General features: G+C 72.7%; 29 protein-coding genes. 12 read left to right on the top strand and 17 right to left on the bottom strand.

From position 1 onward, the window contains the following. Positions 1 to 13: 13 nt before the first annotated feature. The 3 genes from ACFVGW_RS15560 to ACFVGW_RS15570 all read right to left on the bottom strand — a co-directional run bounded on the left by ACFVGW_RS15560 (position 14) and on the right by ACFVGW_RS15570 (position 3,213). Positions 14 to 1,711 carry an acyclic terpene utilization AtuA family protein gene (locus ACFVGW_RS15560; RefSeq protein ID WP_385852326.1) on the bottom strand — a complete coding sequence of 566 codons (1,698 nt, stop codon included), beginning with the start codon at positions 1,709 to 1,711 and terminating at the stop codon, positions 14 to 16. Then, positions 1,712 to 2,500, bottom strand: coding sequence for a TIGR03084 family metal-binding protein (locus ACFVGW_RS15565; protein WP_385852327.1), 789 nt, complete (start codon positions 2,498 to 2,500; stop codon positions 1,712 to 1,714). It abuts the gene before it with no gap. A 104-nt stretch (positions 2,501 to 2,604) separates the two neighbouring features. Then, positions 2,605 to 3,213 (bottom strand): TetR/AcrR family transcriptional regulator, encoded by a 609-nt coding sequence (locus ACFVGW_RS15570; protein ID WP_385852328.1) that lies wholly within the window; start codon positions 3,211 to 3,213, stop codon positions 2,605 to 2,607. A gap of 104 nt (positions 3,214 to 3,317) precedes the next feature. On the opposite strand from ACFVGW_RS15570, the gene ACFVGW_RS15575 reads away from it, so the two are divergent. After that, complete coding sequence (locus ACFVGW_RS15575) at positions 3,318 to 3,740, top strand: VOC family protein (RefSeq protein ID WP_385852329.1); 423 nt, start codon at positions 3,318 to 3,320, stop codon at positions 3,738 to 3,740. A gap of 207 nt (positions 3,741 to 3,947) precedes the next feature. Here the strand turns inward: ACFVGW_RS15575 and ACFVGW_RS15580 are convergent, their stop codons facing one another. Then, positions 3,948 to 4,868: a DMT family transporter gene (locus ACFVGW_RS15580; protein WP_385852486.1), complete on the bottom strand. Its 921-nt coding sequence runs from the start codon at positions 4,866 to 4,868 to the stop codon at positions 3,948 to 3,950. 225 nt (positions 4,869 to 5,093) lie between these two features. Here ACFVGW_RS15580 and ACFVGW_RS15585 point away from each other — a divergent pair, with 225 nt between their 5' ends. Next, complete coding sequence (locus tag ACFVGW_RS15585) at positions 5,094 to 5,951, top strand: LysR family transcriptional regulator (protein ID WP_385852330.1); 858 nt, start codon at positions 5,094 to 5,096, stop codon at positions 5,949 to 5,951. Positions 5,952 to 5,973: 22 nt separating this feature from the next. On the opposite strand, the gene ACFVGW_RS15590 is transcribed toward ACFVGW_RS15585, so the two are convergent. Then, on the bottom strand, positions 5,974 to 6,567 hold the full coding sequence (locus ACFVGW_RS15590; RefSeq protein ID WP_383228332.1) for an MBL fold metallo-hydrolase: 594 nt from the start codon (positions 6,565 to 6,567) through the stop codon (positions 5,974 to 5,976). Positions 6,568 to 6,660: 93 nt separating this feature from the next. On the opposite strand from ACFVGW_RS15590, the gene ACFVGW_RS15595 reads away from it, so the two are divergent. After that, the gene (locus ACFVGW_RS15595) at positions 6,661 to 7,662 is read left to right on the top strand and encodes a GlxA family transcriptional regulator (protein WP_385852331.1); all 1,002 of its coding nucleotides are present in this window, start codon (positions 6,661 to 6,663) and stop codon (positions 7,660 to 7,662) included. Positions 7,663 to 7,674: 12 nt separating this feature from the next. On the opposite strand, the gene ACFVGW_RS15600 is transcribed toward ACFVGW_RS15595, so the two are convergent. Genes ACFVGW_RS15600 through ACFVGW_RS15610 form a run of 3 tightly spaced genes read right to left on the bottom strand, consistent with a single transcriptional unit; the run spans position 7,675 to position 11,668 of the window. Next, positions 7,675 to 8,262, bottom strand: a complete 588-nt coding sequence (locus ACFVGW_RS15600) for a DUF2867 domain-containing protein (RefSeq protein WP_385852332.1) — start codon at positions 8,260 to 8,262, stop codon at positions 7,675 to 7,677. Continuing rightward, positions 8,201 to 8,932, bottom strand: a complete 732-nt coding sequence (locus ACFVGW_RS15605; protein WP_385852333.1) for a TetR/AcrR family transcriptional regulator — start codon at positions 8,930 to 8,932, stop codon at positions 8,201 to 8,203. Before ACFVGW_RS15605 ends, ACFVGW_RS15600 begins: the two co-directional genes overlap by 62 nt. A gap of 9 nt (positions 8,933 to 8,941) precedes the next feature. Further along, entirely contained in the window at positions 8,942 to 11,668 is a 2,727-nt protein-coding gene (locus tag ACFVGW_RS15610; protein ID WP_385852334.1) for an FAD-binding and (Fe-S)-binding domain-containing protein, read from the bottom strand. A 50-nt stretch (positions 11,669 to 11,718) separates the two neighbouring features. Between ACFVGW_RS15610 and serC the strand changes: the two genes are divergently transcribed. Further along, entirely contained in the window at positions 11,719 to 12,837 is a 1,119-nt protein-coding gene (gene serC, locus ACFVGW_RS15615) for a phosphoserine transaminase (protein ID WP_385852335.1), read from the top strand. Between the two features lie 85 nt (positions 12,838 to 12,922). Here the strand turns inward: serC and ACFVGW_RS15620 are convergent, their stop codons facing one another. From ACFVGW_RS15620 to ACFVGW_RS15630, 3 genes are all read right to left on the bottom strand, one after another. Next, the gene (locus ACFVGW_RS15620) at positions 12,923 to 13,288 is read right to left on the bottom strand and encodes a hypothetical protein (RefSeq protein WP_385852336.1); all 366 of its coding nucleotides are present in this window, start codon (positions 13,286 to 13,288) and stop codon (positions 12,923 to 12,925) included. Positions 13,289 to 13,357: 69 nt separating this feature from the next. Further along, positions 13,358 to 14,212: an ABC transporter permease gene (locus ACFVGW_RS15625; RefSeq protein WP_385852337.1), complete on the bottom strand. Its 855-nt coding sequence runs from the start codon at positions 14,210 to 14,212 to the stop codon at positions 13,358 to 13,360. Beyond that, complete coding sequence (locus ACFVGW_RS15630) at positions 14,209 to 15,183, bottom strand: ATP-binding cassette domain-containing protein (RefSeq protein ID WP_385852338.1); 975 nt, start codon at positions 15,181 to 15,183, stop codon at positions 14,209 to 14,211. The genes ACFVGW_RS15625 and ACFVGW_RS15630 overlap by 4 nt, the downstream gene beginning before the upstream one ends. A gap of 77 nt (positions 15,184 to 15,260) precedes the next feature. Between ACFVGW_RS15630 and ACFVGW_RS15635 the strand changes: the two genes are divergently transcribed. Continuing rightward, positions 15,261 to 16,016, top strand: coding sequence for a TetR/AcrR family transcriptional regulator (locus ACFVGW_RS15635; protein WP_385852339.1), 756 nt, complete (start codon positions 15,261 to 15,263; stop codon positions 16,014 to 16,016). Here ACFVGW_RS15635 and ACFVGW_RS15640 read toward each other — a convergent pair. Further along, positions 15,982 to 16,974 carry a WD40 repeat domain-containing protein gene (locus ACFVGW_RS15640; RefSeq protein ID WP_385852340.1) on the bottom strand — a complete coding sequence of 331 codons (993 nt, stop codon included), beginning with the start codon at positions 16,972 to 16,974 and terminating at the stop codon, positions 15,982 to 15,984. The two genes, ACFVGW_RS15635 and ACFVGW_RS15640, sit on opposite strands and share 35 nt — an antisense overlap. A 136-nt stretch (positions 16,975 to 17,110) precedes the next feature. Here ACFVGW_RS15640 and ACFVGW_RS15645 point away from each other — a divergent pair, with 136 nt between their 5' ends. Continuing rightward, positions 17,111 to 17,806, top strand: a complete 696-nt coding sequence (locus tag ACFVGW_RS15645; RefSeq protein WP_385852341.1) for a GDSL-type esterase/lipase family protein — start codon at positions 17,111 to 17,113, stop codon at positions 17,804 to 17,806. A gap of 128 nt (positions 17,807 to 17,934) precedes the next feature. Further along, on the top strand, positions 17,935 to 18,453 hold the full coding sequence (locus ACFVGW_RS15650) for a hypothetical protein (RefSeq protein ID WP_385852342.1): 519 nt from the start codon (positions 17,935 to 17,937) through the stop codon (positions 18,451 to 18,453). Positions 18,454 to 18,471: 18 nt separating this feature from the next. Here the strand turns inward: ACFVGW_RS15650 and ACFVGW_RS15655 are convergent, their stop codons facing one another. Beyond that, positions 18,472 to 18,942, bottom strand: coding sequence for a carboxymuconolactone decarboxylase family protein (locus ACFVGW_RS15655; protein ID WP_385852343.1), 471 nt, complete (start codon positions 18,940 to 18,942; stop codon positions 18,472 to 18,474). 43 nt (positions 18,943 to 18,985) lie between these two features. Between ACFVGW_RS15655 and ACFVGW_RS15660 the strand changes: the two genes are divergently transcribed. From ACFVGW_RS15660 to ACFVGW_RS15670, 3 genes are all read left to right on the top strand, one after another. Continuing rightward, positions 18,986 to 19,522 (top strand): MarR family winged helix-turn-helix transcriptional regulator, encoded by a 537-nt coding sequence (locus tag ACFVGW_RS15660; RefSeq protein ID WP_385852344.1) that lies wholly within the window; start codon positions 18,986 to 18,988, stop codon positions 19,520 to 19,522. Positions 19,523 to 19,608: 86 nt separating this feature from the next. After that, entirely contained in the window at positions 19,609 to 20,598 is a 990-nt protein-coding gene (locus ACFVGW_RS15665; RefSeq protein WP_383228308.1) for an aldo/keto reductase, read from the top strand. Between the two features lie 122 nt (positions 20,599 to 20,720). Further along, positions 20,721 to 21,317, top strand: a complete 597-nt coding sequence (locus ACFVGW_RS15670; protein WP_385852345.1) for an HD domain-containing protein — start codon at positions 20,721 to 20,723, stop codon at positions 21,315 to 21,317. A 155-nt stretch (positions 21,318 to 21,472) separates the two neighbouring features. Here ACFVGW_RS15670 and thpR read toward each other — a convergent pair whose 3' ends face one another. The 3 genes from thpR to ACFVGW_RS15685 form a co-directional block, all read right to left on the bottom strand. Continuing rightward, the gene (thpR, locus tag ACFVGW_RS15675; protein WP_383310763.1) at positions 21,473 to 22,045 is read right to left on the bottom strand and encodes an RNA 2',3'-cyclic phosphodiesterase; all 573 of its coding nucleotides are present in this window, start codon (positions 22,043 to 22,045) and stop codon (positions 21,473 to 21,475) included. Between the two features lie 73 nt (positions 22,046 to 22,118). After that, the gene (locus tag ACFVGW_RS15680) at positions 22,119 to 23,456 is read right to left on the bottom strand and encodes an MFS transporter (protein ID WP_385852346.1); all 1,338 of its coding nucleotides are present in this window, start codon (positions 23,454 to 23,456) and stop codon (positions 22,119 to 22,121) included. 55 nt (positions 23,457 to 23,511) lie between these two features. After that, the gene (locus ACFVGW_RS15685; protein WP_385852347.1) at positions 23,512 to 23,955 is read right to left on the bottom strand and encodes a MarR family winged helix-turn-helix transcriptional regulator; all 444 of its coding nucleotides are present in this window, start codon (positions 23,953 to 23,955) and stop codon (positions 23,512 to 23,514) included. A gap of 132 nt (positions 23,956 to 24,087) precedes the next feature. Here ACFVGW_RS15685 and ACFVGW_RS15690 point away from each other — a divergent pair, with 132 nt between their 5' ends. Continuing rightward, the gene (locus ACFVGW_RS15690; protein ID WP_352190863.1) at positions 24,088 to 24,297 is read left to right on the top strand and encodes a ribbon-helix-helix protein, CopG family; all 210 of its coding nucleotides are present in this window, start codon (positions 24,088 to 24,090) and stop codon (positions 24,295 to 24,297) included. On the opposite strand, the gene ACFVGW_RS15695 is transcribed toward ACFVGW_RS15690, so the two are convergent. Then, positions 24,290 to 25,711 carry an NCS2 family permease gene (locus ACFVGW_RS15695; protein ID WP_383570430.1) on the bottom strand — a complete coding sequence of 474 codons (1,422 nt, stop codon included), beginning with the start codon at positions 25,709 to 25,711 and terminating at the stop codon, positions 24,290 to 24,292. The two genes, ACFVGW_RS15690 and ACFVGW_RS15695, sit on opposite strands and share 8 nt — an antisense overlap. Before the next feature lie 168 nt (positions 25,712 to 25,879). On the opposite strand from ACFVGW_RS15695, the gene ACFVGW_RS15700 reads away from it, so the two are divergent. Continuing rightward, positions 25,880 to 26,158 carry a DUF2530 domain-containing protein gene (locus tag ACFVGW_RS15700; RefSeq protein ID WP_383228301.1) on the top strand — a complete coding sequence of 93 codons (279 nt, stop codon included), beginning with the start codon at positions 25,880 to 25,882 and terminating at the stop codon, positions 26,156 to 26,158. Positions 26,159 to 26,280 lie beyond the last annotated feature (122 nt).

Here is a 26,280-nt window from a genome sequence, read left to right on the forward strand (position 1 = left end):
TCCTCCGGGACGGTCACAGGAGTTCCTCCGGTACGTCGAGTTCGCGGGCGCGCAGCCACTCGCCGAGGGCCTTCGCCTGCGGGTCGAAGCGGGCCTGGGAGGCGACGCCCTCGCCGAGGATCCCGGTGACGACGAAGTTCACGGCGCGCAGGTTCGGCAGGACGTGCCGTACGACGTCCAGGCCGGCGGTCTCCGGCAGGAGGTGGCGCAGTCGGTCGGCGGTCAGTGTGTGGACGAGCCAGCGCCACGCGGCGTCCGTGCGGACCCAGACGCCGATGTTCGCGTCGCCGCCCTTGTCGCCGCTGCGGGCCCCGGCGACGCGGCCGAGGGGCGCCCGCCGCGTCGGCCCCGGTGCGGGCGGCTCCGGCAGGGGTGGTTCGTCGACCGGCTCCAGCTCCCGCGTCCGGGCGGGTACGGGGAGGTGGATCCGGCTCCCGTCGGGCAGGACGGCCGTGTGCGGGACGTCGGCGGCGGGGACGTACGCGGCCTCGAAGACGCCGTAGGGCGCGCCCTTGCCAGGTGGGGCGGTGACGTGGAAGCCGGGGTAGCTCGCGAGGGCGAGTTCGATCGCGGCGCCGCTGAGGGCGCGCCCGACGGGTTCGGGCGCGGGGTCGCGGACGACGAGCCGGAGGAGCGCGCTCGCGGTCTCCTCGGTGTCGGCGTCCGCCCGGTCCGTCCGCGCCAGCTCCCAACGGACCTCGGCGGGGCGGGACTTGGAGTGCTGGAAGGCGTCCTCGACCTGTTCCCTGACGAGCCGGGCCTTGGCGTCGACGTCGAGTCCGGTGAGGACGAAGACGACCTCGTTGCGGTGGCCGCCGATCCGGGTGAGCCCGGCCTTGAGGGTGGGCGGCGGGGCCTCCCCCCGTACGCCGTCGATCCGCACCCGGTCCGGCCCGTCCTGGGTGAGCCGTACGGTGTCGAGCCGGGCGGTCACGTCGGGTCCGGCGTAGCGGGCACCGGACGTCTCGTACAGGAGCTGTGCGGTGACGGTGCCGAGGTCGACGACGCCGCCGGTGCCGGGGTGCTTGGTGATGACGGCGCTGCCGTCGGCGTGGAGTTCGGCGATCGGGAAGCCGGGGCGGCGCATCGCGTGCCGGTCGTGGTCGGCGAAGAAGGCGTAGTTGCCGCCGGTGGCCTGGGTGCCGCACTCCAGGACGTGTCCTGCGACGACCGCGCCGGCCAGCTTGTCGTACTCCTGCGCGTCCCAGCCGAAGCGCCACTGCGCGGGGCCGGTGACGAGGGCGGCGTCGGTGACGCGGCCGGTGACGACGACGTCGGCGCCGGCGGCCAGGCAGGCGGCGATCCCGGCGCCGCCGAGGTAGGCGTTGGCGGTCAGGACACCGTCCCGGGGCGGCAGCCGGTCGCCCTCGACGTAGGCGACACGGGTGGGCAGCCCGAGCCGGGCGGCGAGCCCGTCGAGGGCCTCGGCGAGACCGGCGGGGTTGAGGCCGCCCGCGTTGGTGACGATCCGGACGCCGCGCTCGTGGGCGAGGCCGAGGCCCTCCTCCATCTGGCGCAGGAAGGTCCTGGCGTACCCGGCGTTCGGGTCCTTCAGGAGGTCGCGGCCGAGGATGAGCATGGTCAGTTCGGCCAGGTAGTCGCCGGTGAGGACGTCGAGGGAGCCCGGTTCACCGCCGGTGAGCATCTCGCGGACCGCGTCGAACCGGTCGCCGTAGAAGCCGGAGGCGTTGCCGATGCGGAGGAGGTCCACCTACGCCCCCTGCGGCGCGCGGCCGGTGCCGGCCGGGCCCGCGAAGGCCTGGGCGATGGTGAGCCAGTGCGCGGCGTCGGCGCCCTGGGCGCCGAGCGCGGCGTCGTCGAGGTGGACGCGCTGGGTGACGAGGAGGCAGAAGTCGAGGGCGGGGCCGGTGATCCGCTGCGCGGCGTCTTCGGGCCCGTACACCCACTCCTGGCCGTCGGGGGCGGTCAGTTCGACCCGGAACGGCTCGGCGGGCGGGGTGATCCCCCGTACGAGATAGGCGTAGTCGCGGGCGCGGATGCCGATCCAGGCGACGTGGCGCAGCCGGGCGGTCGGCTCGCGGACGGCACCGAGGGCGTCGGCGATGTCCTGACCGTGCGCCCAGGTCTCCATGAGCCGGGCGGTGCCCATGGAGGGGGCGCTCATGGGCGGCCCGTACCAGGGGAACCGGGCGCCGGGCGGGGCGGTGCGCAGGGCCATCTGCAACCGCTCGCGCCCGACGCGCCAGCGCCCGAGGAGTTCGGCGGGCGGCAGCGCGGCCCCCGCCTCCGCTCCGTCGTCGACGAACGTCCCGGGCGCGGCGAGCGCCTTCTCGGCCTCGGCACCGAACCCCTCGGGGTCGGTGACGGCGAGCAGGGCGGCCCGGTCGGTCCAGGCGAGGTGCGCGATCTGATGGGCGACGGTCCAGCCGGCGGCGGGAGTGGGCGCGGCCCATCTGTCGTCGCTCAGCTCCCGTACGAGCCGGTCGACCTCCTCGCTCTCACTGCGCAGATCGTCGAGCACGACGACAGGGTCGGACACGGTGCGCTCCCCTCGGGACACGGGCGTGTGCCGAGGAGCATGGCAGCGGCGCGAGAAACAATCAAGCGTGCTTGCTTTACTTTTTTCGGCCGACTGCCGACGCGTCAGGGTTCCCGGCGGCGGATCCCGGCCAGGAGGCCGTCCAGCGCGCTCACCGTGAGGTCGAGCGACTCGGGCGTACCGCTCCGGGCGAGCCAGAGGGCGGCCTCGTTCATCGCGCCCGACAGCAGGCGCGCCAAGGGCTCGACCGGCTGATCGGCGATGACCCCGGCGTCGACCAGGGCGGTCAGGGCCTCGGCCAGGTGCCGGGCGGAGGACTCCTCGTCCAGGGCCCGCCACTCCTCCCACCCCAGCACCGTCGGCGCGTCGACCAGAACGATCCGCCGTACGGCGGGGTCGGAACCGGCGGCCAGAAAGGCCCGGCAGCCGGCGCGGAGCTGCTCCCAGGGGTCGTCCCGCTCCTCCGCGGCGGCCGCGACCCGCTCGCCCAGCTCCCGCTGGACCTCGGCGACCACGGCACGGAAGAGCCCGGCCTTGCTCTCGAAGTGGTGGTAGGCGGCGCCCTTGGTGACCCCGACGGCCTGGGCCACTTCGGCGAGGACCACGCCGTGGTAGCCGTCCTCGGCGAACCGCCGCCGCCCTTCGGCCAGCAGTGCCCGCCGGGTCGCCGCCCGCTGCTCCGCCCGGCTGCCCGCCGCCCGCACGTCCGCCATCACTCCGTACCGCCCTTCCCGTTTCGCATACCCCGGGTATGCTAACCGTACGATTCACATACTCCGGGTATGTGAAATGGACGCACGCGCAGAGGAGTCACGCCATGAGGACCGGGCTCGACAGCTTCTATCCCGTGATCTGCACCCGCGACGTCGCCGCCGCACGCGACTTCTACACCCGCCATCTCGGCTTCACGACGACCTTCGAGGCCGACTGGTACGTGAGCCTGCGCCGCCCCGACGCACCGCACTACGAGCTCGCACTGCTCGACCACGGCCACCCGACCCTCCCCGAGGGGTACCGCACGCCCACCCAGGGCGGCCTGCTGCTCAACTTCGAGGTGCGGGACGTCGACGCGGAGCACCGCCGGCTGGTCGGCGAGGCGGGCCTGCCCGAACTCCTCCCGCTGCGCACGGAGGAGTTCGGGCAGCGGCACTTCATCGTCGGTGCCCCGGACGGGGTGCTCATCGACGTGATCACCCCGACCCCGCCGACCGAGGAGTACGCGGGCCAGTACACGCCCTAGAAGCCCAGGGGTCCCAGGGCCCAGGGCTCTGGAGCCCCGGCGCAGCTAGGGTCTTTCGTTTGGATCAGGCCGGATCAGTGAGCGGGGTCTGGTGCCGTGGATCGCAAGGCGGAGGAGGGAGGCATGGCGGAGCCATGCCGACCGACGACAACGCGGCGAGGCGCGGCACCAGGGCACGCGAGCCCGGCAAGATCCAAACGAGAGGCCCTAGGCCTGGGGCGGCAGGGCGGCGGCGCGCTTCATCTGGGTGCGGACGGCGCCCATGCTCGCCGCGATGACCAGGGCGATCGCGAGCGCGTCGGTCAGGGAGAGCGCCTGGCTCAGGACGAGGAAGCCGGCGCCCGCCGCGATGGCCGGTTCCAGGCTCATCAGGATCGCGAAGGTGGGGGCGGGGAGGCGGCGCAGGGCGAGGAGTTCGAGGGTGTAGGGGAGGACGGAGGACATCAGCGCGACGGCGAGGCCGAGGCCGATCGTGGAGGGGACGAGGAGCTTGTCGCCCGCCTCGACGAGGCCGAACGGCAGGCTCAGGACCGCGCCGAACGCCATCGCCAGCGCCAGCCCGTCCGCCTGCGGGAAGCGCCGGCCGGTCCGGGCGCTGAAGACGATGTACGCCGCCCACATCGCGCCCGCCGCGAGCGCGAAGGCCGCGCCGACCGGATCCAGCCGGTCGAAGCCGCCGCCGCTGAGCAGGACGACGCCGCCGAGCGCGAGCCCGGCCCAGAGCAGGTTCATCAGCCGGCGCGAGGCGATCACGGAGAGGACGAGCGGGCCGAGGACCTCCAGGGTCACGGCGGCGCCGAGCGGGATACGGTCCGCGGCCTGGTAGAAGAGGATGTTCATGCCCGCCATGGCGGTGCCGAAGGCGACGACGGTGCCCCAGTCGGCGCGGCCGTAGCCGCGGACCTTGGGGCGGCAGACGATCAGCAGGACGAGGGCGGCGAGGACGAGCCGCAGCGTGACGACGCCGAGGGCGCCCGCGCGGGGCATGAGCATGACGGCGACGGCCGACCCGAACTGCACGGAGAGCCCGCCGGCGACGACGAGCGCGACGGGCCCGAGCCGGGTGGCACGCCCGGCGGCGGTGGCAGCGCCGGCGCCACGGCCGGCGGCGGACGGGGTGGCGGCCACGGCGCCCGGCGCGGGCCCCTGCGCGGGGCCCGAAGCCGCCGCCGGTGCCGAGCCTGCGGCGATGTCCTTGACCGGGCTGTCCACCGGCTCACTCCCTGCCTAGTTCATCAGATTAGACCTTCAAGTCCAGAATAATAGACTCGTCAAGGGGGTTCCGCCTCTCACGCTACGAGCGCCCGCGCGGCACGTGAAATGCCGATTGGGCTGCGGTTATGCTCCGGATGCATGAGCATCGAGCTGCGTCATCTCCGCTGCTTCCTCGCCATCGCGGAGGAGGGCAACGTGACCAGGGCAGCCGCCCGGCTCCACCTCACCCAGCCCGCGGTCTCCCGCACGCTCGCCGCGCTGGAGAAACACCTCGGCGTCCGGCTCGTCGACCGCTCCACGCACCACCTGGCGCTCACCGCCGAGGGGCGCGCCTTCCACGACCGCGCGGCGGCGGCGGTCGCGGCGTTCGACACGGCCCTCGACCCGGAGCGGCTGCGCCACCGGCCGCTGCGGCTCGGCCACGCGTGGTCGGCCTTCGGCCCGTTCACCACGCCGCTGCTACGGCGCTGGCAGCGCGAGCACCCCGAGACCCCGCTGGAGCTGCTCCGCATCGACGACCGCACGGCGGGCCTGGTCCGCGGCGAGGTGGACGCGGCGCTGCTCAGGGGGCCGGTGGACGCGCCGGGCCTGGCGACGGAGGAGCTGGCGACCGAGCACCGGGTGGCCGCGGTGGCGACGGACAGCGCGCTGGCCTCCCGTACGACCCTGACACTCGCGGACCTGGCGGACGAGACGGTCGTCCTCAACACGGTCTCCGGCACGACGACCCCCGCCCTGTGGCCAGCGGCGCACCGCCCGGCCGCCACCCTGACGGTCGGCAACACCGACGACTGGCTCACGGCGATCGCGGCCGGCCGCGGGGTCGGCGTCTCCTCGGCGTCGACGGCGGCGATGCACCCCCACCCCGGCGTCACCTACCGTCCCCTCGCGGATGCCCCACCGGTGCACGTCCTCCTGGCCTGGCGCGACGCCTCCCCCCACCCGTCGACCCACCTCCTGGTCGCCCTGGCCCGCACCATCGCCCAGGGCGCCTGAGCACGAGCGTGAGCGCCGTGGGTCAAAGAACGGCGTCGGGGCCCGCGGGGAACGGGTGGCCGTGGCCCGGGACCACGACGTCGGAGGTCGCGAGGACGCGGCGGCGCGAGGTGCGGAGTCCGTCCCGGTCGGGAGCCACCGGGTCCTCCGCCGGGCCGTCCGGGCGCCACCAGAGGTCGCCGACGAAGGCGACGACGCCCTCGGCCGTGCCGGCGAGCAGCGTGATGTCCTCCGGGCTGTGGCCGGGGGTGCGGATCAGGCGCAGCGACGGGGTGAGTTCGTGGCCCTCGGCGTCCCGGTCGGTCCACTGGTCGTTCAGGTACTCGGCCTTGTGGTCGTGGACGCGCGCCCGGCCGAACAGGCCCACGTTCATGGTGTTGTCGGGGTGGTGGTGGCTGAGCACGACGTCGGTGATGTCGTCCGGGCCCAGGCCCAGTTCGGCCAGCGGGCCGAGGATGCGGTCGCGGCTCGCGACCATGCCCGGGTCGACGATCACATGGCGGTCGCCGTCGGTCACGTACGAGACGGTGGCGGCGACGCCGGGGCCCGTGGACGTGGTGTACCCGGTGGTCAGGACGGTGTAGGTGGCGGTGCTGGCACGCGGCTTGTCTGTCATGACCGCAAGCTTCGCCGGGCGGGAGGCCGTCGACGAGTGGCCGTGCTGCCACCCATCGCAGGTTTTGTGCCAGGCGCGTGCCAGACTCCCCGCATGCCGCCCTTCCTCAGCATCGCCGCCTACGCCCCGCCGCGCGTCGGCATGCTCGCCGTCGGGCTCGTCTCCGAGGTCTTCGGCGCACCCCCCGAGGGCCTGCCCCGCTTCGACTTCGCGCTCTGCTCCGACCGGCCCGGGACGGTCACGACCGACCTCGGCGTGCCGCTGGCCGTCACCCACGGGCTCGACCGCCTCGCATCCGCCGATCTCGTACTCGCCCTCCCCTGGGCCGACTTCCGCACCCCGCCGCCCGCCCCCGTGCTCGACGCGCTCAGGGCCGCCCACGCCCGCGGCGCACTCGTCGGGGCGCACTGCGTCGGGGCGTTCGCGCTCGCCGCCGCCGGGCTGCTCGACGGGCTGCGGGCCACCACCCACTGGCGGTTCGCCGACCTGCTCGCGCGCCGCCACCCGTCCGTGACCGTCGAGCGGGACGCCCTGTACGTCGACGAGGGCCGGATCCTCACCGGCGCGGGCGCCGCGGCCGGCTTCGACCTCTGCCTCCATCTGCTGCGCCGCGAGTACGGATCCGCCGCCGCGAACGCCGTCGCCCGCGACCTCGTCCTCCCGCCCCACCGCGACGGCGGCCAGGCGCAGTACGTCGCCGCCCCCGTCCCCGAGGACTGCGAGGACGAGCGGCTGGCCGGCGTCCTCGCCTGGGCGCGCGAACACCTCCACGAGCCGCTGCCCGTGGCCGAACTGGCCCGCCGCGCCCTGATGAGCCGCCGCTCCTTCGCCCGCCGCTTCGCCGCCGCGACCGGGACGACACCTCATGCCTGGCTCCTCGGCCTGCGGCTCGGCAGGGCGGAGGAGCTCCTGGAGACGACGGACCTCCCGGTCGAGGAGATCGCCCGGCTGGTCGGGTACGGCAGCGCGGCGGTCCTGCGGGAACAGTTCGTCCGTCGCCGAGGCGTACCGCCGCGCACCTACCGCCGCGCGTTCACCAGGACGAACGCGGCGGGCCGCGCAGACACGTCCGGCCTTCGCACGGAGACGGTCTGACCCCGGACACCCTCACACCCGTGGCGCGGACTCCCGCCACTCGCGGCCGATGTCGCGCATCAGCGGCGGGTACACGAGCAGGTGCCGGAAGGGGGAGATCGCGGCCATGTAGGCCTTGCCGAAGAGGCCGTTGGGCTTCACCAGGACGGCCATCTGGCCGCGGTGGCCGCCCGCGCCGTCGGGAACCCAGCTCAGGTGCATCACTCCGTGCATGGTCCGGTTGGCCATCTCCGCCGCCCACTCGTCCTCCCTCAGGTAGACGGAGGTGAAGGGCAGCCGCGTGAACTCCGGTCCGGCCGGGCCGTCGCGCAGGTCCTGCGGCAGCCGGTCGCGCAGGGTCGGCACCCGGGAGCCGAGCCCCTTGTCCCTGTCGTCCCAGCCGAGCACCTTGCCGAGCTTCCAGCGGATCGCGAAGAGCAGGCGGGCGACCGGGGAGGAGTTGTCACCCGTGTCGCCACCGGCGAAGTTGTCCACCAGGCGCGGGAATTCGTCGGGCCCGCCGGGCGTGGGCAGCGCCCAGACGTCGTAGAGACGGAAGTCAGGCGCTATCTCGTGGATCCGCCAGGGGCGGGACGTGTGCGCGGACTTGGGAAGTTCCATGGCGTTCCTCCTGCGGTTCGTTCCGTACAGAGGGGTGCGTCGTGCGGGGGTCGAGCCCGAGGGCGCCCGCGACCGCGGCGACGACGAGTGACACGTCGTCGGGCACGCGGCCGGCGAGGGCGATCGAGGTTCCTTCGAGCGCGCCGATGTAGGCGAGCGCGACGTCACCGGCGGGCGGTCCGCCGGGGATCGTCCCCGCCGCGCGTCCGGCTTCGACGAAGGCCGTGCAGAGGTCGCGGAGCTCGCGATAGCCCGCCTCCACCCGCTGTCCGATCGGGTGGTCCTGCCCGGAGAACTCCAGACGCAGCGCGACGACCACGCGGGCGATGTCGCGCCGGCAGAAGACGGTGTGGGCGCGGGCGAGGGTGAGGAGCGCGGCGAGCGGGTCCGGCTCGCGCTCGACGTGCTGTCCGACCTCCTGGTCCCAGGCCTGGAAGACCCATTCGGACACGGCGAGGGCGAGGTCCTGCTTGTCCTTGAACTGGTGGTAGAGCGCGCCACGCGTGTAGCCGGCGTCCCTCGCCACCTGTTCCAGGACGAGATTGCTGTACCCGTGCCGGGACAGTCCCCGGGCCGCCGACTCCAGCAGCGCGCCGCGCGTCCGCTCCCGCCGCTCGGCCTGGGTCGAACGCCGCGGCCGCGGAGAGTCCGGCTGCTCACGTACATTCATGTATGTATGTTACTGCTCCCGGACCGCCTCCGCCAGGACCTCCGCCATGTGCCGGGCCGTGCGGCCCGCCAGGGACTCGAGCTGGGTGCGGCAGGAGAAGCCGTCGGCCAGGATCAGCGCGTTGTCGTCCGCCGCGCGGACCGCCGGGAGGAGCTGGTCCTCGGCGCAGGCCACCGAGACCTCGTAATGGCCCGGCTCGAAGCCGAAGTTGCCCGCGAGACCGCAGCAGCCGCCGCTCAGCTCACCCACCAGGCCCATCCGTTCGCGCAGTCGGCGGTCCGGCCCGTCACCCAGGACCGCGTGCTGGTGGCAGTGGGTCTGGCCGGCGACCGGGTGGTCCAGGCGGGGCGGCTCCCACGCGGGGGCGAACTCCTCCAGGGCCTGCGCGAAGGTCCGTACGGAGGAGGCCAGTTCCCGCGCGCGCGGGTCGTCCGGGAGGAGCTCCGGGAGGTCCGTCCGCAGGGTCGCCGCACAGGACGGTTCGAGGACGACCACGGGGTGGCCGAGCCCGGGCTCCATCACGTCGAGCGTCCTGGCCATCGTCGCCCGCGCCCGGTCCAGCTGCCCCGTCGACACGTACGTCAGCCCGCAGCACACCCGCCCCGGCGGCAGCCCCACCCGCACCCCGGCCGCCTCCAGGACCCGTACGGCCGACTTGCCGACCCGGGGCGCCAGATGGTTGGTGAACGTGTCCGGCCAGAGCCACACGTCCGATGCCGTCTCCAGGCGCGTACCGAACCAGGAGACGAACGTCCGCGACGCCACCTTCGGCAGCTCCCGTTCCGGGGCGACGCCCGCGAACCGCGAGGGGAACATCCGCGCCAGGTTCAGGGCCGGGCCGAACATCCGCAGCCACTCCGGCAGCCGCCCCATCGTGACGTGCGACCACGGCCGCCGCCGGTCCGCGTAGTGCCGGTCCAGGAACTGCGCCTTGTACGCGGCCATGTCCACGCCCACCGGACAGTCGCTCCGGCACCCCTTGCACGACAGACAGAGGTCGAGCGCCTCCTTGACCTCCTCCGAGCGCCAGCCGTCCGTGATCACCTCGCCGAGCGCCATCTCGTGCAGCAGCCGCGCCCGGCCCCGCGTCGAGTGCCGCTCCTCCCCCGTCGCCCGGTACGAGGGGCACATCACCTCCGGCCCCGACGTCGGTCCCTCCACCCGGCACTTCGCCACGCCCACGCAGCGCGCCACCTCCCGGCCCACCACCGGCAGGGCCTTGAAGCGCAGGCCCTCGTCCAGCGGCAGCGGCCGCACCAGCATCCCCGGGTTCAGCCCGCCGTCCGGGTCCCACACGTCCTTGACCGCGCCGAACAGCGCGACCAGCTCGGAGCCGTACATCCGCGGCAGCAGCTCCGCCCGCGCCTGGCCGTCCCCGTGCTCCCCCGAGAGCGAGCCGCCGTGCGCGACCACCAGGTCGGCCACCGCCTCGGAGAACGCCCGGAAGCGGCCGACCCCCGCGCCCGAGTACAGGTCGAAGTCGATACGGACGTGGATGCAGCCGTCGCCGAAGTGCCCGTACGGCGTCCCCCGCAGGCCGTGCTCGGCCAGCAGGGCGCGGAACTCCCGCAGGTACGCCCCCAGCCGGGCCGGCGGCACCGCGCAGTCCTCCCACCCCGGCCACGCCTCCCCGCCCCCGGGCATCCGGGTCGCCGTACCCGCAGCGTCCTCCCGGATCCGCCACAGCGCCCGCTGGTCCGCCGCGTCGACCACCACCGAGGCGTCCAGCGCGTCCGCCGCCCGCACCAGCTCGCGCGCCGCCGCCTCCCCGTCCGTCTCCACGAACAGCCAGGCCCCGCCGCGCGGCAGCCCGGAGGTGCCCCGCACCAGATCGGCCGCCATCCCCTCCACGGTCAGCGGGCCGTACGGCAGGAGCCCGGCCGCCGCGTCGGCCGCCGCGCTCTCGTCCGCGTACCCGAGGACCACCAGGACCGGCGAGGCGGGCAGCGGAACGAGCCGTACGGTCGCCTCCGTCACCACTCCGAGCGTCCCCTCGCTCCCGCTGAGCAGCCGGGCCACGTCGCCGCCCCGCTCCGGCAGCAGCGCGTCGAGCGCGTAGCCGGAGATCCTGCGCGGGAGACCCTCCGGATATCCGGTCCGCACCAGCGCCAGATTCCGGTCGATCAGCTCCCGCAGCCCCGCCGGGGCCCCCTGCCACCCCCGCCCGGGGAGCAGCGCCTCGCCCCCGTACGTACGGACGTCGAGGGCGAGCACGTTGTCGGCGGTCGTGCCCCAGGCCACCGAGTGCGCGCCGCAGGCGTTGTTGCCGATCATCCCGCCGAGGGTGCAGCGGCTGTGCGTGGAGGGATCGGGGCCGAAAGTCAGCCCGTACGGGCGAACCGCGTCCCGCAGCCGGTCGAGGACCACGCCCGGCTGGACCACGGCGGTCCGCGCCTCGTGGTCGACGGAGACGACCGAGCGCATATGACGGGTGAGGTCGAGCACGATGCCCGTCCCCGTCGCCTGCCCCGCGATCGACGTGCCGCCGCCCCGGGGGACGACCGGCACCCCGCGCGCGCGGCAGACGGACAGCACCGCCGCCACGTCGTCGGCGTCCCGGGGCGCGACCACACCCACCGGCACCCGGCGGTAGTTGGACGCGTCCATGGTCATCAGCGCCCGCGCCGTGGTGCCGAAGTCGACCTCTCCTGCCACGGCCGCGCGCAGCGCCGCCTCCAGCTCGGACCGCTCGTGGTGTTTTCGCACGAGGTCAGGATGTCTCACCTGTCGTCTCATCCGGCGGACATCGTCGGCCGTGTGCGGTCCGACCCGATACGCTCCGCCTCGTGGCTGAGATCCGGATTCCCGCTGACATCAAGCCCGCCGACGGCCGTTTCGGCGCGGGCCCCTCCAAGGTGCGTACGGAGGCGCTGGACGCCCTGGCCGCCACCGGCACCTCCCTCCTCGGCACGTCCCACCGCCAGGCTCCGGTCAAGAACCTGGTCGGCGAGGTACGTGCCGGAGTGCGTGACCTCTTCTCGCTGCCCGAGGGCTACGAGGTGATCCTGGGCAATGGCGGCTCGACCGCCTTCTGGGACATCGCGACCCACGGGCTGATCGAGTCGAAGTCGCAGCACCTCACCTTCGGCGAGTTCTCCTCCAAGTTCGCGAAGGCCGCGAAGCTGGCCCCCTGGCTGGCCGAGCCGACCGTGATCTCCTCCGACCCGGGCACCCACCCGGAGCCGCAGGCCGAGGCGGGCGTCGACGTGTACGCGTACACGCACAACGAGACCTCCACCGGTGTCGCGGCCCCGGTGAAGCGGGTCGCGGGCGCCGACGAGGGCGCGCTCGTCCTGGTCGACGCGACCTCGGGCGCGGGCGGCCTCCCGGTCGACATCACCGAGTCGGACGTCTACTACTTCGCGCCGCAGAAGTCCTTCGCCGCCGACGGCGGCCTGTGGCTCGCGGCCTTCTCGCCGGCCGCCCTGGAGCGCGCCGCGCGCATCCACGCGTCCGGCCGGCACATCCCGGAGTTCTTCTCGCTCCCGACGGCGATCGACAACTCGCTGAAGAACCAGACGTACAACACCCCGGCGCTGTCGACCGTCTTCCTGCTCAACGAGCAGCTGAAGTGGATCAACGGTCAGGGCGGTCTGGACTGGGCCGTGGCCCGGACGAAGGAGTCCTCGCAGGCGCTGTACGGCTGGGCCGAGGAGTCCAAGTACGCGACGCCGTTCGTCACGGACGCGGCCAAGCGCTCGCAGGTCATCGGCACCATCGACTTCGCCGAGGACGTCGACGCGGCGGCGGTGGCGAAGGTGCTGCGCGCCAACGGCATCGTGGACACCGAGCCGTACCGCAAGCTGGGCCGCAACCAGCTGCGGATCGCGATGTTCCCGGCGGTCGACCCTGCGGACGTGCGGGCCCTGACGGCCTGCATCGACCACGTGATCGAGAAGCTCTGACCCCTGGCCGTACGGAAGGGCCCGGCATCGGACATCGGCCGATGCCGGGCCCTTCGCCGTACCCGCGGGCGACCGTCCGGGCGGGTCAGCCCATCTGCGCCTTGATGTGGTCGACGACCTCGTTGAACTCGACGGTCGGCGAGAACTCCACGACCTCGACGTCCTCCAGGGCCTCGGGCACATGGCCCGGTCCCCAGTAGTACGCCTGACCGGCCTCGAAGATCTCCTCTTCCGAAGCGGTCCGCATCCTGATCCGGCCCTTGAGCAGGTATCCCCAGTGGGGGCACTGGCACATGTCGTCCTTCAGGCCCTTGAACGCCGGAGCCATGTCCATGCCCTTCGGGAGGCTGACGAAGCCGAGCGTCATGCCGCCGCCGACGTCCTTCAGCCGGACCTCCACGCCGTCGCCCTCCAGGGCGACGGGGGTGTTCTCGCGAGTGAATGCCGTCATGGTTCCTCCACGCGTTTTCCGGTCCCCTTCCAGTGTCGGCCCGGCGGCCCCCACGGTCGAGACGGGGAGTCAGCGGCTGAGGCGCTGGAAGCGGCGCACCGCGAGCGGGAGGAAGACCGCCGTGATCGCGAGGGGCCAGACGAAGGCCATGAGCACGGCGTTCTGCTCCACCCAGCTGCCGCCGCCCGCCCCTGGGTTGCCGAACAGCTCGCGGGTCGCGGTGACGGTCGAGGAGATCGGGTTCCACGCGGCGGCGGGCGCCAGCCAGGAGGGCATCAGGCCGGGGGCGACGTACACGCTGGAGACCATCGTCAGCGGGAAGATCACGGCGTACAGGGCGCCCGCGGCCTCGGCGTTCGGCAGGACGAGACCGGCCCACACCCCGACCCAGATCAGCGCGAAGCGCAGGAGCAGCAGCAGGCCGAAGGCGAGCACCGTCGCGGCGGGGCCGCCGTCGGAGGTCCAGCCGATGGCGAGGGCGGTCACGGCGAGGATCGTGAGCTCGGCGCAGGCGACGAGGAGGTCGGCGACGCCCCGGCCGGTGGTGACGGCGGACGGCGCCATCGGCATGGAGCGGAAGCGGTCGACGACCCCCTTGCGGACGTCCGTGACGACGGTGGTGGCCGTGTTCATGAAGCCGAAGGCCATGGTCGTCGCGAACATGCCGGGCATCAGGAACTCGCGGTAGTCGCCGCCGCCGGGGACGCGCATCGCGCTGCCGAAGACGAACCCGTAGAGCAGGACGGAGACGATGGGGAAGCCGAGCACCCAGAGGATCGCGAGGGGCTGGCGGCGGTAGTTCAGCAGGGTGCGGCGGACCACGTTCCAGCAGTCCACGACGGCCCAGTAGGCGCGCCCGTGGCGGGTGCCGGGGGTGAGGTCGAGGGTGGCCTCGACGGTGGAGACCGGGTCGGTGGTCGTCATGCTGCTGCTCCGTCCGTACGGGCGCCGTGGCCGGTCAGGCTGAGGAAGACGTCGTCGAGGCTGGGGCGGCGCAGTCCGATGTCGTCCACCGCGATGTGTTCGTCCTGAAGGGTCCTGGCCACCTCGGTCAGGGCCGTGACCCGGTCGGAGACCGGGGCGTGGACCCGCCGTTCGTGGGCGTCCACGACCGGTTCGCCGTCGGCCAGGCGGGCGACGACCGCGCGGGCGGCGGCGAGGTCGGCGGGTTCCGCCGTGACGACCTCGATCCGGTCGCCGCCCACGCGGTTCTTGAGCCCGTCGGGGGTGTCGTCGGCGATGGCCCGGCCCCGGTCCATGACCGTGATCCTGGACGCGAGCCGGTCGGCCTCGTCGAGGTACTGGGTGGTGAGCAGGACCGTCGTGCCGCCCTCGACCAGGGTGCGGACCGCGTTCCAGACCTCGCCGCGGCCGCGCGGGTCGAGCCCGGTGGTCGGTTCGTCGAGGAAGAGGACGCGCGGGGCGAGGATCATCGAGGCGGCCAGGTCGAGGCGGCGGCGCATGCCCCCGCTGTACTTCCCCGCGCCCTTGTCGGCGGCCTCGGCGAGGTCGAAACGGTCCAGCAGTTCGACGGCGCGGTCGCGGGCGCGGCGGGCGCCGAGGTGGAAGAGGCGGCCGAAGAGCTCCAGGTTCTGCCGGCCGGTGAGGCCCTCGTCGACGGCGGCGTACTGGCCCGCGAGGCCGATCCGGGCGCGGACGGCGCGCGGGTCGCGGCCCACGTCGAGCCCGGCGACCTCGGCCCGGCCCTCGTCGTGCCTCAGGAGGGTGGCGAGGACGCGCACGGCGGTGGTCTTGCCGGCGCCGTTGGGACCGAGGAGTCCGTGGACGGTGCCGGGGCGGACGGTGAGGTCGAGGCCGTCGAGGGCGTACGTGCTCCCGCGCCTGCCGCCGTACCGCTTGCGCAGGCCCTCGGCGAGGACCGCGTGTTCGTGCATGGGAATCCTCCGTTCGGCGAAACTGAGTACACCGTACCCGATTCAGAGTACGATGTACTCAGTTTTAAGGTGAGCCCATGAAGGACGCGACGACGAGCAGCCTGGAACTCCTGTGGGGCACGGGCGGACGCCCCAGCCGAGGCCCCAAGCCGGGCCTCACCCTCGACCGGATCGTCACGGCCGCGGTCGGGGTCGCCGACGCGGAGGGCCTGGACGCGGTGTCGATGCGGCGCGTCGCGGCCGATCTCGGGGTCGGGACGATGTCGCTGTACCGGTACGTCCCCGGGAAGACCGAGCTGCTCGACCTGATGCTCGACCGCGTCCAGGGCGAGTCCCTCCAGGGGGACCCGGAACCGCCCACCCACTGGCGGGACACCGTCGAGAAGCTGGCCCGCGCCCACCTCGCCCTCTTCCGCGCCCACCCCTGGCTGCTCCGGGTCAACCAGGCCCGCTCGGTCGTGGGCCCCAGCGCGCTGCGCGGCCTCGAACTCTGCCTGACCGGGCTGAAGGGCCCGCACGGGATGGGGCTGAGCGACCCCGAAACGATCGGGGTGATCATCACCGTGCAGAGCTATGTGGCCGGCGTCGCCCGCACGGAGATCGACACCGTGGAGGCGGTGAAGGACACCGGCGTGAGCGACGAGGACTTCTGGGCCGACCAGAGCCCGTACCTGGAACGGGCGATGGCCACCGGCGACTACCCCCGCATGGCGGCCCTCGCCGAGGACACCTTCTCCAGGGAGTTCGACCACTTCACCTTCGGGCTCGAACGCCTCCTCGACGGCTTCGAAGCGCTCGTCAGCCGCGCCGCAGGAGGCGCTTCGCCCCGATGACCAGCGCGGTCGCGGCACCGAGCACGATCACGCCCACGGTGAAGTTGCCGCGCTCCTCCGCGGTCGCCGACGAGTCCGCGCCGCCCTGGCCCGGGTCCTTCGGCGATCCACCGGGAGCCTCGGCCGAGGGCCGCCGGTCCGGATCGTCACGGTCCACCCGGACGACCCTGCTGTTCGCGCCCTCCGAGCCGAACATCAGCGCCGAGCCGTCCCTCGTGTACGTCACCGACTCCGCCTGCCCCTGGAAGGGCGCGCCCGCGGCGGTGCCCTCGTCACCGAGGCGGCCGTCCTTCCACACGTACTCCCTCGCGCTGAAGTAGCCGCGCAGCAGGAGCCGTTCGCCGTCCGGCGAGAAGGCGCCGTCGGTCACCCACGGCACGTCGTCGACGCGCCGGAAGACGTTCGTGCCCGCCGTCGAGAGCCGCTCCGGGCCCGCGTACAGCCCGCCGGTGTTCTCGTTCTTGCTGGCGATGTAGACCCGGCCCGTCTTCGGATGCACCATCAGGGCCTCGGCGTTGCGCGGCCCGTCGGCGTACTTCACGTCGTACTGCTTCGCCGTCACGGTCTGGTTCCCGAGCTGCTTCGGCTCGGGGAAGCGGTAGATCCAGACGTGGTCCCAGGTGCCGTCCCTGTTGTCGCCGATGTCGCCGACGTAGATGTCGCCGTCCGGGCCGACGGAGATCGCCTCCATGTCCCGGGGCGTGCCCACGCCCTTCATGGTGAGCGTCGCGACCGTCTCGCCGGTACGGGAGTCGATGCCGTAGATCAGCGGCGCGTCCTGGTCGTTGTGCGTCCAGTAGACCCCGGGGTGGAGACGGCTCGCGGCCAGACCACTGGACTCGGTGATCCGGGGGTCCTTGATAGTGAAGTCCTGGTCCGCCTCGGCGGCCGCGGCGGGGACGGCAGCCACGGTCAGGACCAGCGCGGCGGCGCCGACAACACCCAGGAGTGATCGCATGTCCTCCAGCGTGCCATGCCACGGATCAGGAGGCCGCCGGGGCGGGGGCGGCGGCCGCCGGCGGTCGCGGTGGCGGCGACGCCGGGTGGCCGGGATCACGTCGCAGGGGGCGGGCGGCCTCCGGGATGATGTGACCATGCGTTTCATGTTCGTCGGCGACAGCTGCACCATCGGACAGGCCGGCGACCACACCTGGCGCTACCGGATGTGGCAGCACCTCGAGGCGACGCTGCCCGGCGGGTACGAGATCGTCGGTCCGCGCACCGAGCTGTACGACTCCGTCGCCGAGGCGCCCGTCTCGCACGCCTACGCCGACCCCGCCTTCCCCGGATCCGCCCGCCGCCATCTGGCCGGCTGGGGCGAGGGGTGGCTGCACATGGCGCCGCTGATCGGCGAGACGGTGACCGCCACCGGGGCCGACGTCCTGCTGGTCTCCCTCGGCCTGATAGACCTCGGCTTCTACACCAACAGCGCGCAGACCGTGGAGAACACGCGCGCCTTCGTCGCCGCCGCCCGCGCGGCGAACCCGCGCGTCAGGGCCGTCGTCATGCCGGTCATCCCGAACGTCCGGGCCACGTACGACCCGCCCTTCGCCGCCGAGTGCGAGCGTTTCAACGAGCTGCTCGCCAAGGCGGTCGCCGACCTGGACACGGCCGCCTCGCCACTGCTGCTCGCGACGGCACCGGAGTCGTACGACCTGCCCACGGACACGTACGACGGCACGCACCCGGGTCCGTCCGGCGAGCACAAGCTGGCGGCCGCGTTCGCCTCGGCGATGCACCAGGCCTGGGGCCTCGGCGCCGCGTACGCGGGCCCGTACGGCGGCCGCTGACAGACCGTCGCGCGCGCTGACAGCGCCCCCGAGGGGCTGTCAGGCGCCTGCCCGCCGGGTGTCAGGCGGGATCGGCATCGTCTTCCTCGTCAGGAACGACGACACCGGATCACAGGAGACACACCCCGATGAACGCCAACCTCGCCGCGGTCATGCAGCTGCTCATCGCTCTCGCCTTCGTCAGCATCCCGATCGTCCGCCACCGCTTCGGCCCGGCCGCCACGACGGCCGCCGAGGCCGAGCTCTCCCGCCAGGGCATCCGGCCCGCGGTCCTCGCCGAGAACGACCTCAAGTTCGACGCGAGCGGGCACGAGACCTGGGCCCCCGTCTCGGTCGCCGCGATCATGACCGCCGTCGCCGCCCTCAACTTCGCTGGGCACGGCTGGGGCGGGACGCTGACCTGGATCTTCCAGGTGCTCGTCGTCCTCGGCAACGCCCTGATCCTCTACAGCAACCTCACCGCCGTCTCGGCCGTCAGCACCGCGTTCCGGCGCAAGGGCGACCCCGAGCTGGCCCGCGTCGACGTCCCCGCCTTCCTGAAGGCGGCCGAGAACGCCTTCCCCGGCTGGGTGCGGATCCAGCAGAACATCCGCCACGCCATCGTCTTCGGCGGCTCCGCCCTGGCGATCGTCGCGGTCTTCCTGTGAACCCTCGCCCCTCGCCCCTCACGCCGAGCGGGTCAGCCGGTTCGCCAGGGTCGACAGGGTGTACGCCCCGATGCCGAGGACGACCTCCAGGGCGTTCTGGCGGGTGTACCCGAACCCGAGAAAACGCTCCAGCTCCTCGTCGCTCACGGCTCCCGAAGCGGCGAGGAGCTGGTGTGTGAACTGCCGTACGGCCTCCAGGCGTTCGGGGTTCTCCGCCGGGCCGAGGCCGGCGAGTTTCGCCTCGTGGATCCCGATGCACAGATGGCACTGGTTACGGACGGCGACGGTCAGGACGACGGTCTCTCGGGAGTGCGGGTCGAGCGTCGTGGTCTCGAACATCGCGCTCAGCCGGAGAAAGCCGTCCAGCGCGTGCGGCGACTCGGCCATCCGGGCCACGGCCTGCGGGACGTGGCCCCAGGCGGCGGCGACGCGCTCCATCGGGCCGCGCGAGGCGGCGGGGGCGGTCTCTACGGTGTGATCGGTGAACAAGGCGGCTCCAGGGTAGACGCGAGCAGAGAGTAGAATCGACAACATGGTTGACCAGTTCGACGAGAGAAACGTAAACCAGGTTGTCGATACCGGCAAGGGGGAATCCGATTCCGTCGCCGGGTACGAGCTGCCCCTGCTCCTCTTCGCCGGTTTCCGCACCCTCATCGACCGGCTCCACGCCGAACTCGCCCACCAGGGCCACCCCGACCTCCGCCCCGCCCACGGCTTCGCCCTGCAGGCCATCGCGGCGGGCGGCCCGCGCGGCACGACCGCCAGCGACATCGGCCGCCACCTCGGCGTCTCCAAGCAGGCCGCGGGCAAGACCGTCGACCGGCTCCTCGGCCTCGGCTACGCCGAGCGCGCCGACGACCCCGCCGACGCCCGCCGCAAGCTCGTCCGCCTCACACCCCACGGCCTCGACGCCCTCGCCCGCTCGGCCGCGGTCTTCGACCGGCTCCACGCGGAATGGTCCGCGACCCTCGGCGCCGAGCGCGTACGGGACATGGAGAGCGCGCTGCGCCTGGTCGTCCCCGCGGAGACCACCTTCCGCCTCGACGCCGGCAGCTGGCTCGGCGGCTGACCCGGCGGCCGACCCGGCCGGCTCCAACGAGCGTGCGCAGGAACCCCCTTGCCTGGAGCGCGCTCCAAGGCGTTGGCTTGGGGACCATGAAGTACACGCAGCTCGGACGCACCGGACTCAAGGTCAGCCGACTCGTCCTCGGCACGATGAACTTCGGCCCGCAGACCGACGAGGCCGGAAGCCACGCGATCATGGACGCCGCGCTGGACGCGGGCATCAACTATTTCGACACCGCCAACGTCTACGGCTGGGGTGAGAACAAGGGCCGCACCGAGGAGATCATCGGCAGCTGGTTCGCCCGGGGCGGCGGCCGCCGCGAGAAGACCGTCCTCGCCACCAAGGTCTACGGCTCCATGTCCCGCGAGGGCGAGACCTGGCCCAACGAGGACAAGCTCTCCGCCCTGAACATCCGCCGCGCCGTCGACGCCTCCCTCACCCGGCTCGGCACCGACCACATCGACATCTACCAGTTCCACCACGTCGACCGGCTGACCCCCTTCGACGAGATCTGGCAGGCGATCGACGTCCTGATCCAGCAGGGCAAGATCCTCTACGCCGGCTCCTCCAACTTCCCCGGCTACAAGATCGCCCAGGCCAACGAGACCGCCGCGCGTCGCGGCGCCGTCGGCCTCGTCAGCGAGCAGTGCCTCTACAACCTCTTCGAGCGGCGCGCCGAGATGGAGGTCATCCCGGCGGCGCAGGAGTACGGACTCGGGGTCATCCCCTGGTCCCCGCTGCACGGCGGGCTGCTGGGCGGCGTCATCAAGAAGCAGGTCGAGGGCGGACGGCGCGCGAGCGGGCGGGCGGCCGACAGCCTCGCCGACACGGCCGTACGCGCCCGGATCCAGGCGTACGAGGACCTGCTCGACAAGCACGGCGTCGAACCCGGCGAGGCGGCGCTGGCCTGGCTGCTCACCCGCCCCGGAGTCACGGGCCCCATCGTCGGCCCGCGCACGGCGGAGCAGCTGGAGAGCGCCCTGCGGGCGGTCGAGCTGGAGCTCTCGGACGACCTGCTGGCCGGACTCGACGAGGTCTTCCCCGGTCCGGGACCGTCGCCGGAGGCCTTCGCCTGGTGAACGGGCGGCCGGAGCGCGCCCCGTCCGGGACACCCCGGACGGGGCGCGCTCCGTCCGCGGGGTGGGCAGGGGGCGGTACGCACCCTCGGCCTGCGGCCCGCCCTCGCGCGATACTCGCGGACATGACACTCGACATGATCAAGACGCCCGACACCCCGGCCTGCGCCACCGCCCTGGAGGTGGCCACCGCCTACTGCTCGCCGGCGCTCCTGAACCACTCGGTCCGGGCCCATGTGTGGGCCGCCGCGTACGGCACGGCGCAGGGCATCGACTTCGATCCCGAGCTGCTCTACGTCTCGGCGCTGCTCCACGACATCGGGCTGACGCCGGAGTTCGACAGCCACACGGTGGGCTTCGACCATGCCGGCGGCCATGTGGCATGGGTGTTCGCCGCGGGCGCGGGGTGGCCGGCGGCCAGGCGGCAGCGACTGGCGGACGTGATCGTCGCGCACATGGCGAACGACGTCGACGGCCACGCGGATCCGGAGGGCTTCCTGCTGGAGCGCTCGACCAGCCTGGACATCTCCGGCCGGTACACCGACGACTTCTCCGCCGCGTTCAAGGCGGAGGTGCTGGCGCGCCACCCGCGCCTCGGGATCGCGGAGGAGTTCCTCGGCTGCTTCCGCGACCAGGCGGAGCGGAAGCCGACGAGTTCCGCGGCGGCGGCGATGCGCGGCGGCATCGGGGAGCGGGTGCTCACGAACGCGCTCGACGCCTAGCCGCTGACCGCCGGCTGCCGGCCGACAGCCACTGGCCGGCAGTCACCGGCCGGCAGCTACTGGCCGAGCACCGACGACAGCGCGACGATCGCGAACATCAGCACGAGCACACCGGCCATGATCCGGTTTCGGGTCTTCGGGTCCACCCCATGAGGTTAACCCGCGCCGCCCAGCGGCCATGCGGCGACCGTCTCGTACCGGGGCTGCTCCCCGCGCACCCCGCCGGCCGGCAGGTTGCTGCGGACGAGCGCCAGCTCCGGGACCTCCCAGCGGGTGCCCTCGAAGGGGGCGAGCGCGTCGACGAACGGACGCAGGTCGAGGTCGGCGGCGCGGGAGCGGGCGACCGTGAGATGGGCCTGGTAACGGCGGTGCTCGTCCATCGGGACGCCCGCACGGCGGGCGGCGGCGTCGGCGCGCTCGGCGAGCAGGCGCATCTCGTCGAGGTCGCCGGCCGCCCCCGTCCACAGCACCGCCCGGCCGAAACGACCGCCGCCGTGCAGCCGCAGGCCGAACGGCGGCGTGCGGTGGGCTGCCCGGGCGAGCCGCGCGTGGAGGTCGGGCAGCAGCTCGTCGTCGACCTCGCCCATGAACGCGAGCGTGAAGTGCCAGCCGGGCCGCGAGGTCCACCTCAGCCGCTCGGCGCCGGGCAGGTGGGCCAGGCGGTCGACCACGCCGTCGAGTTCCGTCAGCTGCTCCCGGGGAGGCAGCACGGCAGCGAAAAGCCTCATGCGAAGAGTCTCGCAGCGGTGGGGCGCTCCGGGGGCCGGCACCTGTCGGGTCCGGTCCCCGGAGCGGGCACGGCTACGCCGCTGTCGCGAGCGCCTCGCGTTCCACGAAGCGCACCCGCGGGTGCCCGTGGTGCCAGCCCACGGACATCCTCAGGCCGCCGACCCGGGCCAGGACCAGGCCGATCGCGCCGGCCGCCACGAGCGAGACCAGGCCGCCCGTCGCGAAGCCCACGCGCGGTCCGTACGTGTCCGTGATCCAGCCCAGCAGCGGCGCGCCGATCGGCGTACCGCCGGCGAAGACCATCATGTAGAGGCTCATGACCCGGCCCCGCATCGCCGGGTCCGTCGCGAGCTGGACCGCCGAGTTGGCGGTGATGTTGACGGTCAGGCCGAACATGCCGATCGGGACGAGCAGCAGCGCGAAGAGCCAGAACGACGGCGAGAGCGCCGCCGCGATCTCCAGGACGCCGAAGACGACGGCCGCGCCCACCAGTTTCCGCAGCCGCGTGGAGCCGCGCCGGGCGGCGAAGAGCGCGCCCGCGAGCGAGCCGGCCGCCATGAGCGTGTTCAGGAAGCCGTACGTCCCCGCGCCGACGTGGAAGATCTCCTCGGAGAAGGCCGTGAGCCAGATCGGGAAGTTGAAGCCGAAGGTGCCGACGAAGCCCACGAGGACGATCGGCCAGATCAGCTCCGGGCGCCCGGCGACGTACCGCAGCCCCTCGCGGAGCTGGCCCTTGCCGCGCGGCGCGCGCTCCACGGGGTGGAACTCGCTCGGGCGCATCAGCAGCAGTCCGGTGAGCGGGGCGAGGAAGAACAGGCCGTTGAGCAGGAACGACCAGCCGCTGCCGATGGTCGCGATCAGCAGGCCGGCGACGGCGGGGCCGATGAGCCGGGCGGACTGGAAGTTCGCGGAGTTCAGCGAGACGGCGTTGCGCAGCTGCTTCGGGCCGACCATCTCGGAGACGAAGGACTGCCGGGTCGGGTTGTCGACGACGGTGACCATGCCGAGCAGGAAGGCGACCAGGTAGACGTGCCAGACCTGGACGTGGCCGGAGAGCGTCAGGACGGCGAGCGCGAGTCCGCAGAGGCCGAGGGCGGCCTGACTGATCATGAGGATGCGCCGCTTCGGGTAGCGGTCGGCGATGACGCCGCCGTACAGACCGAAGAGCAGCATCGGGAGGAACTGGAGCGCTGTCGTGATGCCGACGGCGGCGGCGGAGCCGGTGAGGCTCAGGACCAGCCAGTCCTGGGTGATGCGGGCCATCCAGGTGCCGGTGTTGGAGACGATGGCACCGGTGAAGAACAGCCGGTAGTTGCGGATGCGGAGTGAGGAGAAGGTTTCCCCCCGCCCGCGGGTGTGGGTGTCGGGTTTGTGGACGGGTGCGGAGTCTGCTCCGGGTCCCGTACTCAAAGTGCGTCGCCTCCTCGGCGTCGGGCTGGGGGGCCGGAGGCCGTCCCCCCGAGGGTCAGAGGTGTGCGAGCTTCTCCAGGACGGGGGCGGCCGCGCGCAGCTTGGCCCATTCGTCCTCGTCCAGGCCCTCGGCGAGGGCGGCCAGCCAGGCGTTCCGCTTGCGGCGGGACTCTTCGAGCATGGTCTCGGCCTGCTCGGTCTGGCTGACGACCTTCTGCCTGCGGTCGTCGGGGTGAGGCTCCAGCCGGACCAGTCCCTTGGCTTCGAGCAGCGCCACGATGCGGGTCATCGACGGCGGCTGGACGTGCTCCTTGCGGGCCAGCTCACCGGGGGTGGCCGAGCCGCAGAGCGCCAGAGTGCCGAGGACCGACATCTCGGTCGGGCTCAGCGACTCGTCGACGCGCTGGTGCTTGAGTCGTCGGCCGAGGCGCATGACGGCGGAGCGGAGCGCGTTCACGGCGGCGACGTCGTCGGCGGTGCCGTGGGACAGGTCAGGCATGTTCGTTAGCATAACTCATTAGCGGAGCTAAATACCACTCGGAATGCCCGTGCTCGAATCAGTCACCCGAACGAGTGAGAAGGATCCGAAAAGTGACACACCGGGCCCATCCGTGCCGCGACCCTGACTGGCATGGGATCGACCGTGCTCAGCCTGCGCATCGACGGTGAGCTGTTCGACCGTCTCAAGGGACACGCCGCCAAACGCGGAATGAGCGTCCAGGACTACGTGGTCCGGACGCTCATCCGCGATGACTTCGACGAACGGTTCAATTCGGCCGTCGACGAGACAGAGAAGTTCTACGGGCTGACGAAGCCCGATCAGGTCAGTCCGCTCACGTGAGGCCGAGGGCCGGCATCGCGTAGTAGAAGACGAAGACCGCCGACACGACGTACATGGCCACCGGGACCTCGCGGCCCCGGCCTGCGGCGAGCCGCAGCACGCTGAAGGCGATGAAGCCGATGCCGATGCCGTTGGTGATCGAGTACGTGAACGGCATCATCACCATCGCCAGGAACGCCGGAACCGCGATGGTGAAGTCGCTCCAGTCGATCTCCTTGACCGAACCGGCCAGGATCAGGAAGCCGACCGCGAGCAGCGCGGGCGTCGCCGCCTGGGACGGGACCATCGTGGCGAGCGGCGTGAGGAACAGCGCCACCGAGAACAGCGCGCCGGTGACCACCGAGGCGAGTCCGGTACGGGCTCCCTCGCCGACGCCCGCCGTGGACTCCACGAAGCAGGTGGTGGCGGAGGACGAGGTGGCACCGCCGGAGGCGACGGCCAGGCCGTCCACCAGCAGGACCTTGTTGATGCCGGGGAAGTTGCCGTCCTTGTCCATCAGCTTGGCCTCGTCGCCGACGCCGAGGATGGTGCCCATCGCGTCGAAGAAGCAGGACAGCAGCACGGTGAAGACGAAGAGGACGCCGGTCAGCATCCCGACCTTCTCGAACCCGCCGAAGAGGCTCACCTCGCCGACCAGCCCGAAGTCGGGCGAGGCCACCGGGTTGCCGGGCCAGGTCGGGGTGGTCAGGCCCCAGGACGGGACGGTGGCGACCACGTTGATCACCATCGCCACGATCGTCATGACGACGATGGAGATGAGGATGGCGCCCGGCACCTTGCGGATGATCAGCGCGAGGGTGAGCAGCGTGCCGAGGACGAAGACCAGGACCGGCCAGCCGGTGAGGTGACCGTCACCGCCGAGCTGCAGCGGGACGGTGGTGTGCGCGGCGTCGGGGATACGGGAGACGAAGCCCGAGTCGACGAGGCCGATGAGCATGATGAAGAGGCCGATGCCGATCGCGATGCCCTTGCGCAGACCGACCGGGACCGCGTTCATCACGCGCTCGCGCAGACCGGTGGCGACGAGCAGCATCACGACGAGGCCCGCGAGGACGACCATGCCCATCGCGTCCGGCCAGGACATCCGCGGCGCGAGCTGGAGGGCGACGACCGTGTTGACGCCGAGGCCGGCCGCGAGGGCGATCGGCACGTTGCCGATGACGCCCATGAGGAGCGTCGAGAAGGCCGCGGTGAGCACCGTCGCGGTGACGAGCTGGCCGCCGTCGAGCTGGTGCCCGTACATGTCCTTGGCGCTGCCGAGGATGATCGGGTTCAGCACGATGATGTAGGCCATCGCGAAGAAGGTGGCGAAACCGCCGCGGACCTCGCGGGCGACCGTGGAGCCGCGCTCGGAGATCTTGAAGAAGCGGTCGACGCCGGAGACGGGAGTGCCGTTCTCCGGGGCAGGGGGCATGGCCTTGGCGGTGGCCGTGGTGGTCATGGGGGTTCCTCGCGGGTGGCTTATTCGGCGGTTCATACGAAGGAAACCCGCCTCAGGCAAACCGTTTCAGTATGAACACATGAACGAAGGAGCGTCCATCTCCGCGCGTAGACCCCTTTCGCCGCCGCCTAGACTGACCGCATGGCGAAGTGGACCCCCAAGCACGAGGCACCCGAGCCCCTGGAGGGGCCCGTCGTCGCCACCATCACCGGCGGCACGATCCTCTGGTTCGTCCTCTTCCTCGTCCAGGTCCCCTTCTACGGCTGGTTCGACGACCGGGACATGACCTGGTGGGTGTGGACGTGCCTGGCCGGGGCCGGCCTCGGGCTGATCGGCATCTGGTACGTACGCAAGCGGGACGCGGCCATCAAGAGGGACGCGGCGCGGAAGGCCGCCGAGGGCGCCGCCCCCACCCCGTAGGACCGCCGGACACCGCGCCGGGCCGCCGGACGGCCCGTAGTACCCCGGGACGATTTCGCTCCTCCCGCGGTCGGATGTTCACGCTTCTCGGCGGGTGAACGATCCGTTCCGGCCGTACCGTC

This window comes from Streptomyces sp. NPDC127129, assembly GCF_042671585.1.
In the GTDB taxonomy this organism is placed as follows: domain Bacteria; phylum Actinomycetota; class Actinomycetes; order Streptomycetales; family Streptomycetaceae; genus Streptomyces.

Coding starts and splice junctions, on each gene's coding strand:
- ACFVGW_RS15695 (WP_383570430.1), bottom strand. CDS start 25,711: ATGCCCCCTGCCCCGGAGAACGGCACTCCCGTCTCCGGCGTCGACCGC.
- ACFVGW_RS15670 (WP_385852345.1), top strand. CDS start 20,721: ATGACACTCGACATGATCAAGACGCCCGACACCCCGGCCTGCGCCACC.
- ACFVGW_RS15690 (WP_352190863.1), top strand. CDS start 24,088: ATGGGATCGACCGTGCTCAGCCTGCGCATCGACGGTGAGCTGTTCGAC.
- ACFVGW_RS15645 (WP_385852341.1), top strand. CDS start 17,111: ATGCGTTTCATGTTCGTCGGCGACAGCTGCACCATCGGACAGGCCGGC.
- ACFVGW_RS15605 (WP_385852333.1), bottom strand. CDS start 8,932: ATGAATGTACGTGAGCAGCCGGACTCTCCGCGGCCGCGGCGTTCGACC.
- ACFVGW_RS15585 (WP_385852330.1), top strand. CDS start 5,094: ATGAGCATCGAGCTGCGTCATCTCCGCTGCTTCCTCGCCATCGCGGAG.
- ACFVGW_RS15620 (WP_385852336.1), bottom strand. CDS start 13,288: ATGACGGCATTCACTCGCGAGAACACCCCCGTCGCCCTGGAGGGCGAC.
- ACFVGW_RS15625 (WP_385852337.1), bottom strand. CDS start 14,212: ATGACGACCACCGACCCGGTCTCCACCGTCGAGGCCACCCTCGACCTC.
- ACFVGW_RS15595 (WP_385852331.1), top strand. CDS start 6,661: ATGCCGCCCTTCCTCAGCATCGCCGCCTACGCCCCGCCGCGCGTCGGC.
- ACFVGW_RS15650 (WP_385852342.1), top strand. CDS start 17,935: ATGAACGCCAACCTCGCCGCGGTCATGCAGCTGCTCATCGCTCTCGCC.
- ACFVGW_RS15590 (WP_383228332.1), bottom strand. CDS start 6,567: ATGACAGACAAGCCGCGTGCCAGCACCGCCACCTACACCGTCCTGACC.
- ACFVGW_RS15570 (WP_385852328.1), bottom strand. CDS start 3,213: ATGGCGGACGTGCGGGCGGCGGGCAGCCGGGCGGAGCAGCGGGCGGCG.
- ACFVGW_RS15610 (WP_385852334.1), bottom strand. CDS start 11,668: ATGAGACGACAGGTGAGACATCCTGACCTCGTGCGAAAACACCACGAG.
- ACFVGW_RS15635 (WP_385852339.1), top strand. CDS start 15,261: ATGAAGGACGCGACGACGAGCAGCCTGGAACTCCTGTGGGGCACGGGC.
- thpR (WP_383310763.1), bottom strand. CDS start 22,045: ATGAGGCTTTTCGCTGCCGTGCTGCCTCCCCGGGAGCAGCTGACGGAA.
- ACFVGW_RS15700 (WP_383228301.1), top strand. CDS start 25,880: ATGGCGAAGTGGACCCCCAAGCACGAGGCACCCGAGCCCCTGGAGGGG.
- ACFVGW_RS15600 (WP_385852332.1), bottom strand. CDS start 8,262: ATGGAACTTCCCAAGTCCGCGCACACGTCCCGCCCCTGGCGGATCCAC.
- ACFVGW_RS15575 (WP_385852329.1), top strand. CDS start 3,318: ATGAGGACCGGGCTCGACAGCTTCTATCCCGTGATCTGCACCCGCGAC.
- ACFVGW_RS15665 (WP_383228308.1), top strand. CDS start 19,609: ATGAAGTACACGCAGCTCGGACGCACCGGACTCAAGGTCAGCCGACTC.
- ACFVGW_RS15660 (WP_385852344.1), top strand. CDS start 18,986: ATGGTTGACCAGTTCGACGAGAGAAACGTAAACCAGGTTGTCGATACC.
- ACFVGW_RS15630 (WP_385852338.1), bottom strand. CDS start 15,183: ATGCACGAACACGCGGTCCTCGCCGAGGGCCTGCGCAAGCGGTACGGC.
- ACFVGW_RS15640 (WP_385852340.1), bottom strand. CDS start 16,974: ATGCGATCACTCCTGGGTGTTGTCGGCGCCGCCGCGCTGGTCCTGACC.
- ACFVGW_RS15685 (WP_385852347.1), bottom strand. CDS start 23,955: ATGCCTGACCTGTCCCACGGCACCGCCGACGACGTCGCCGCCGTGAAC.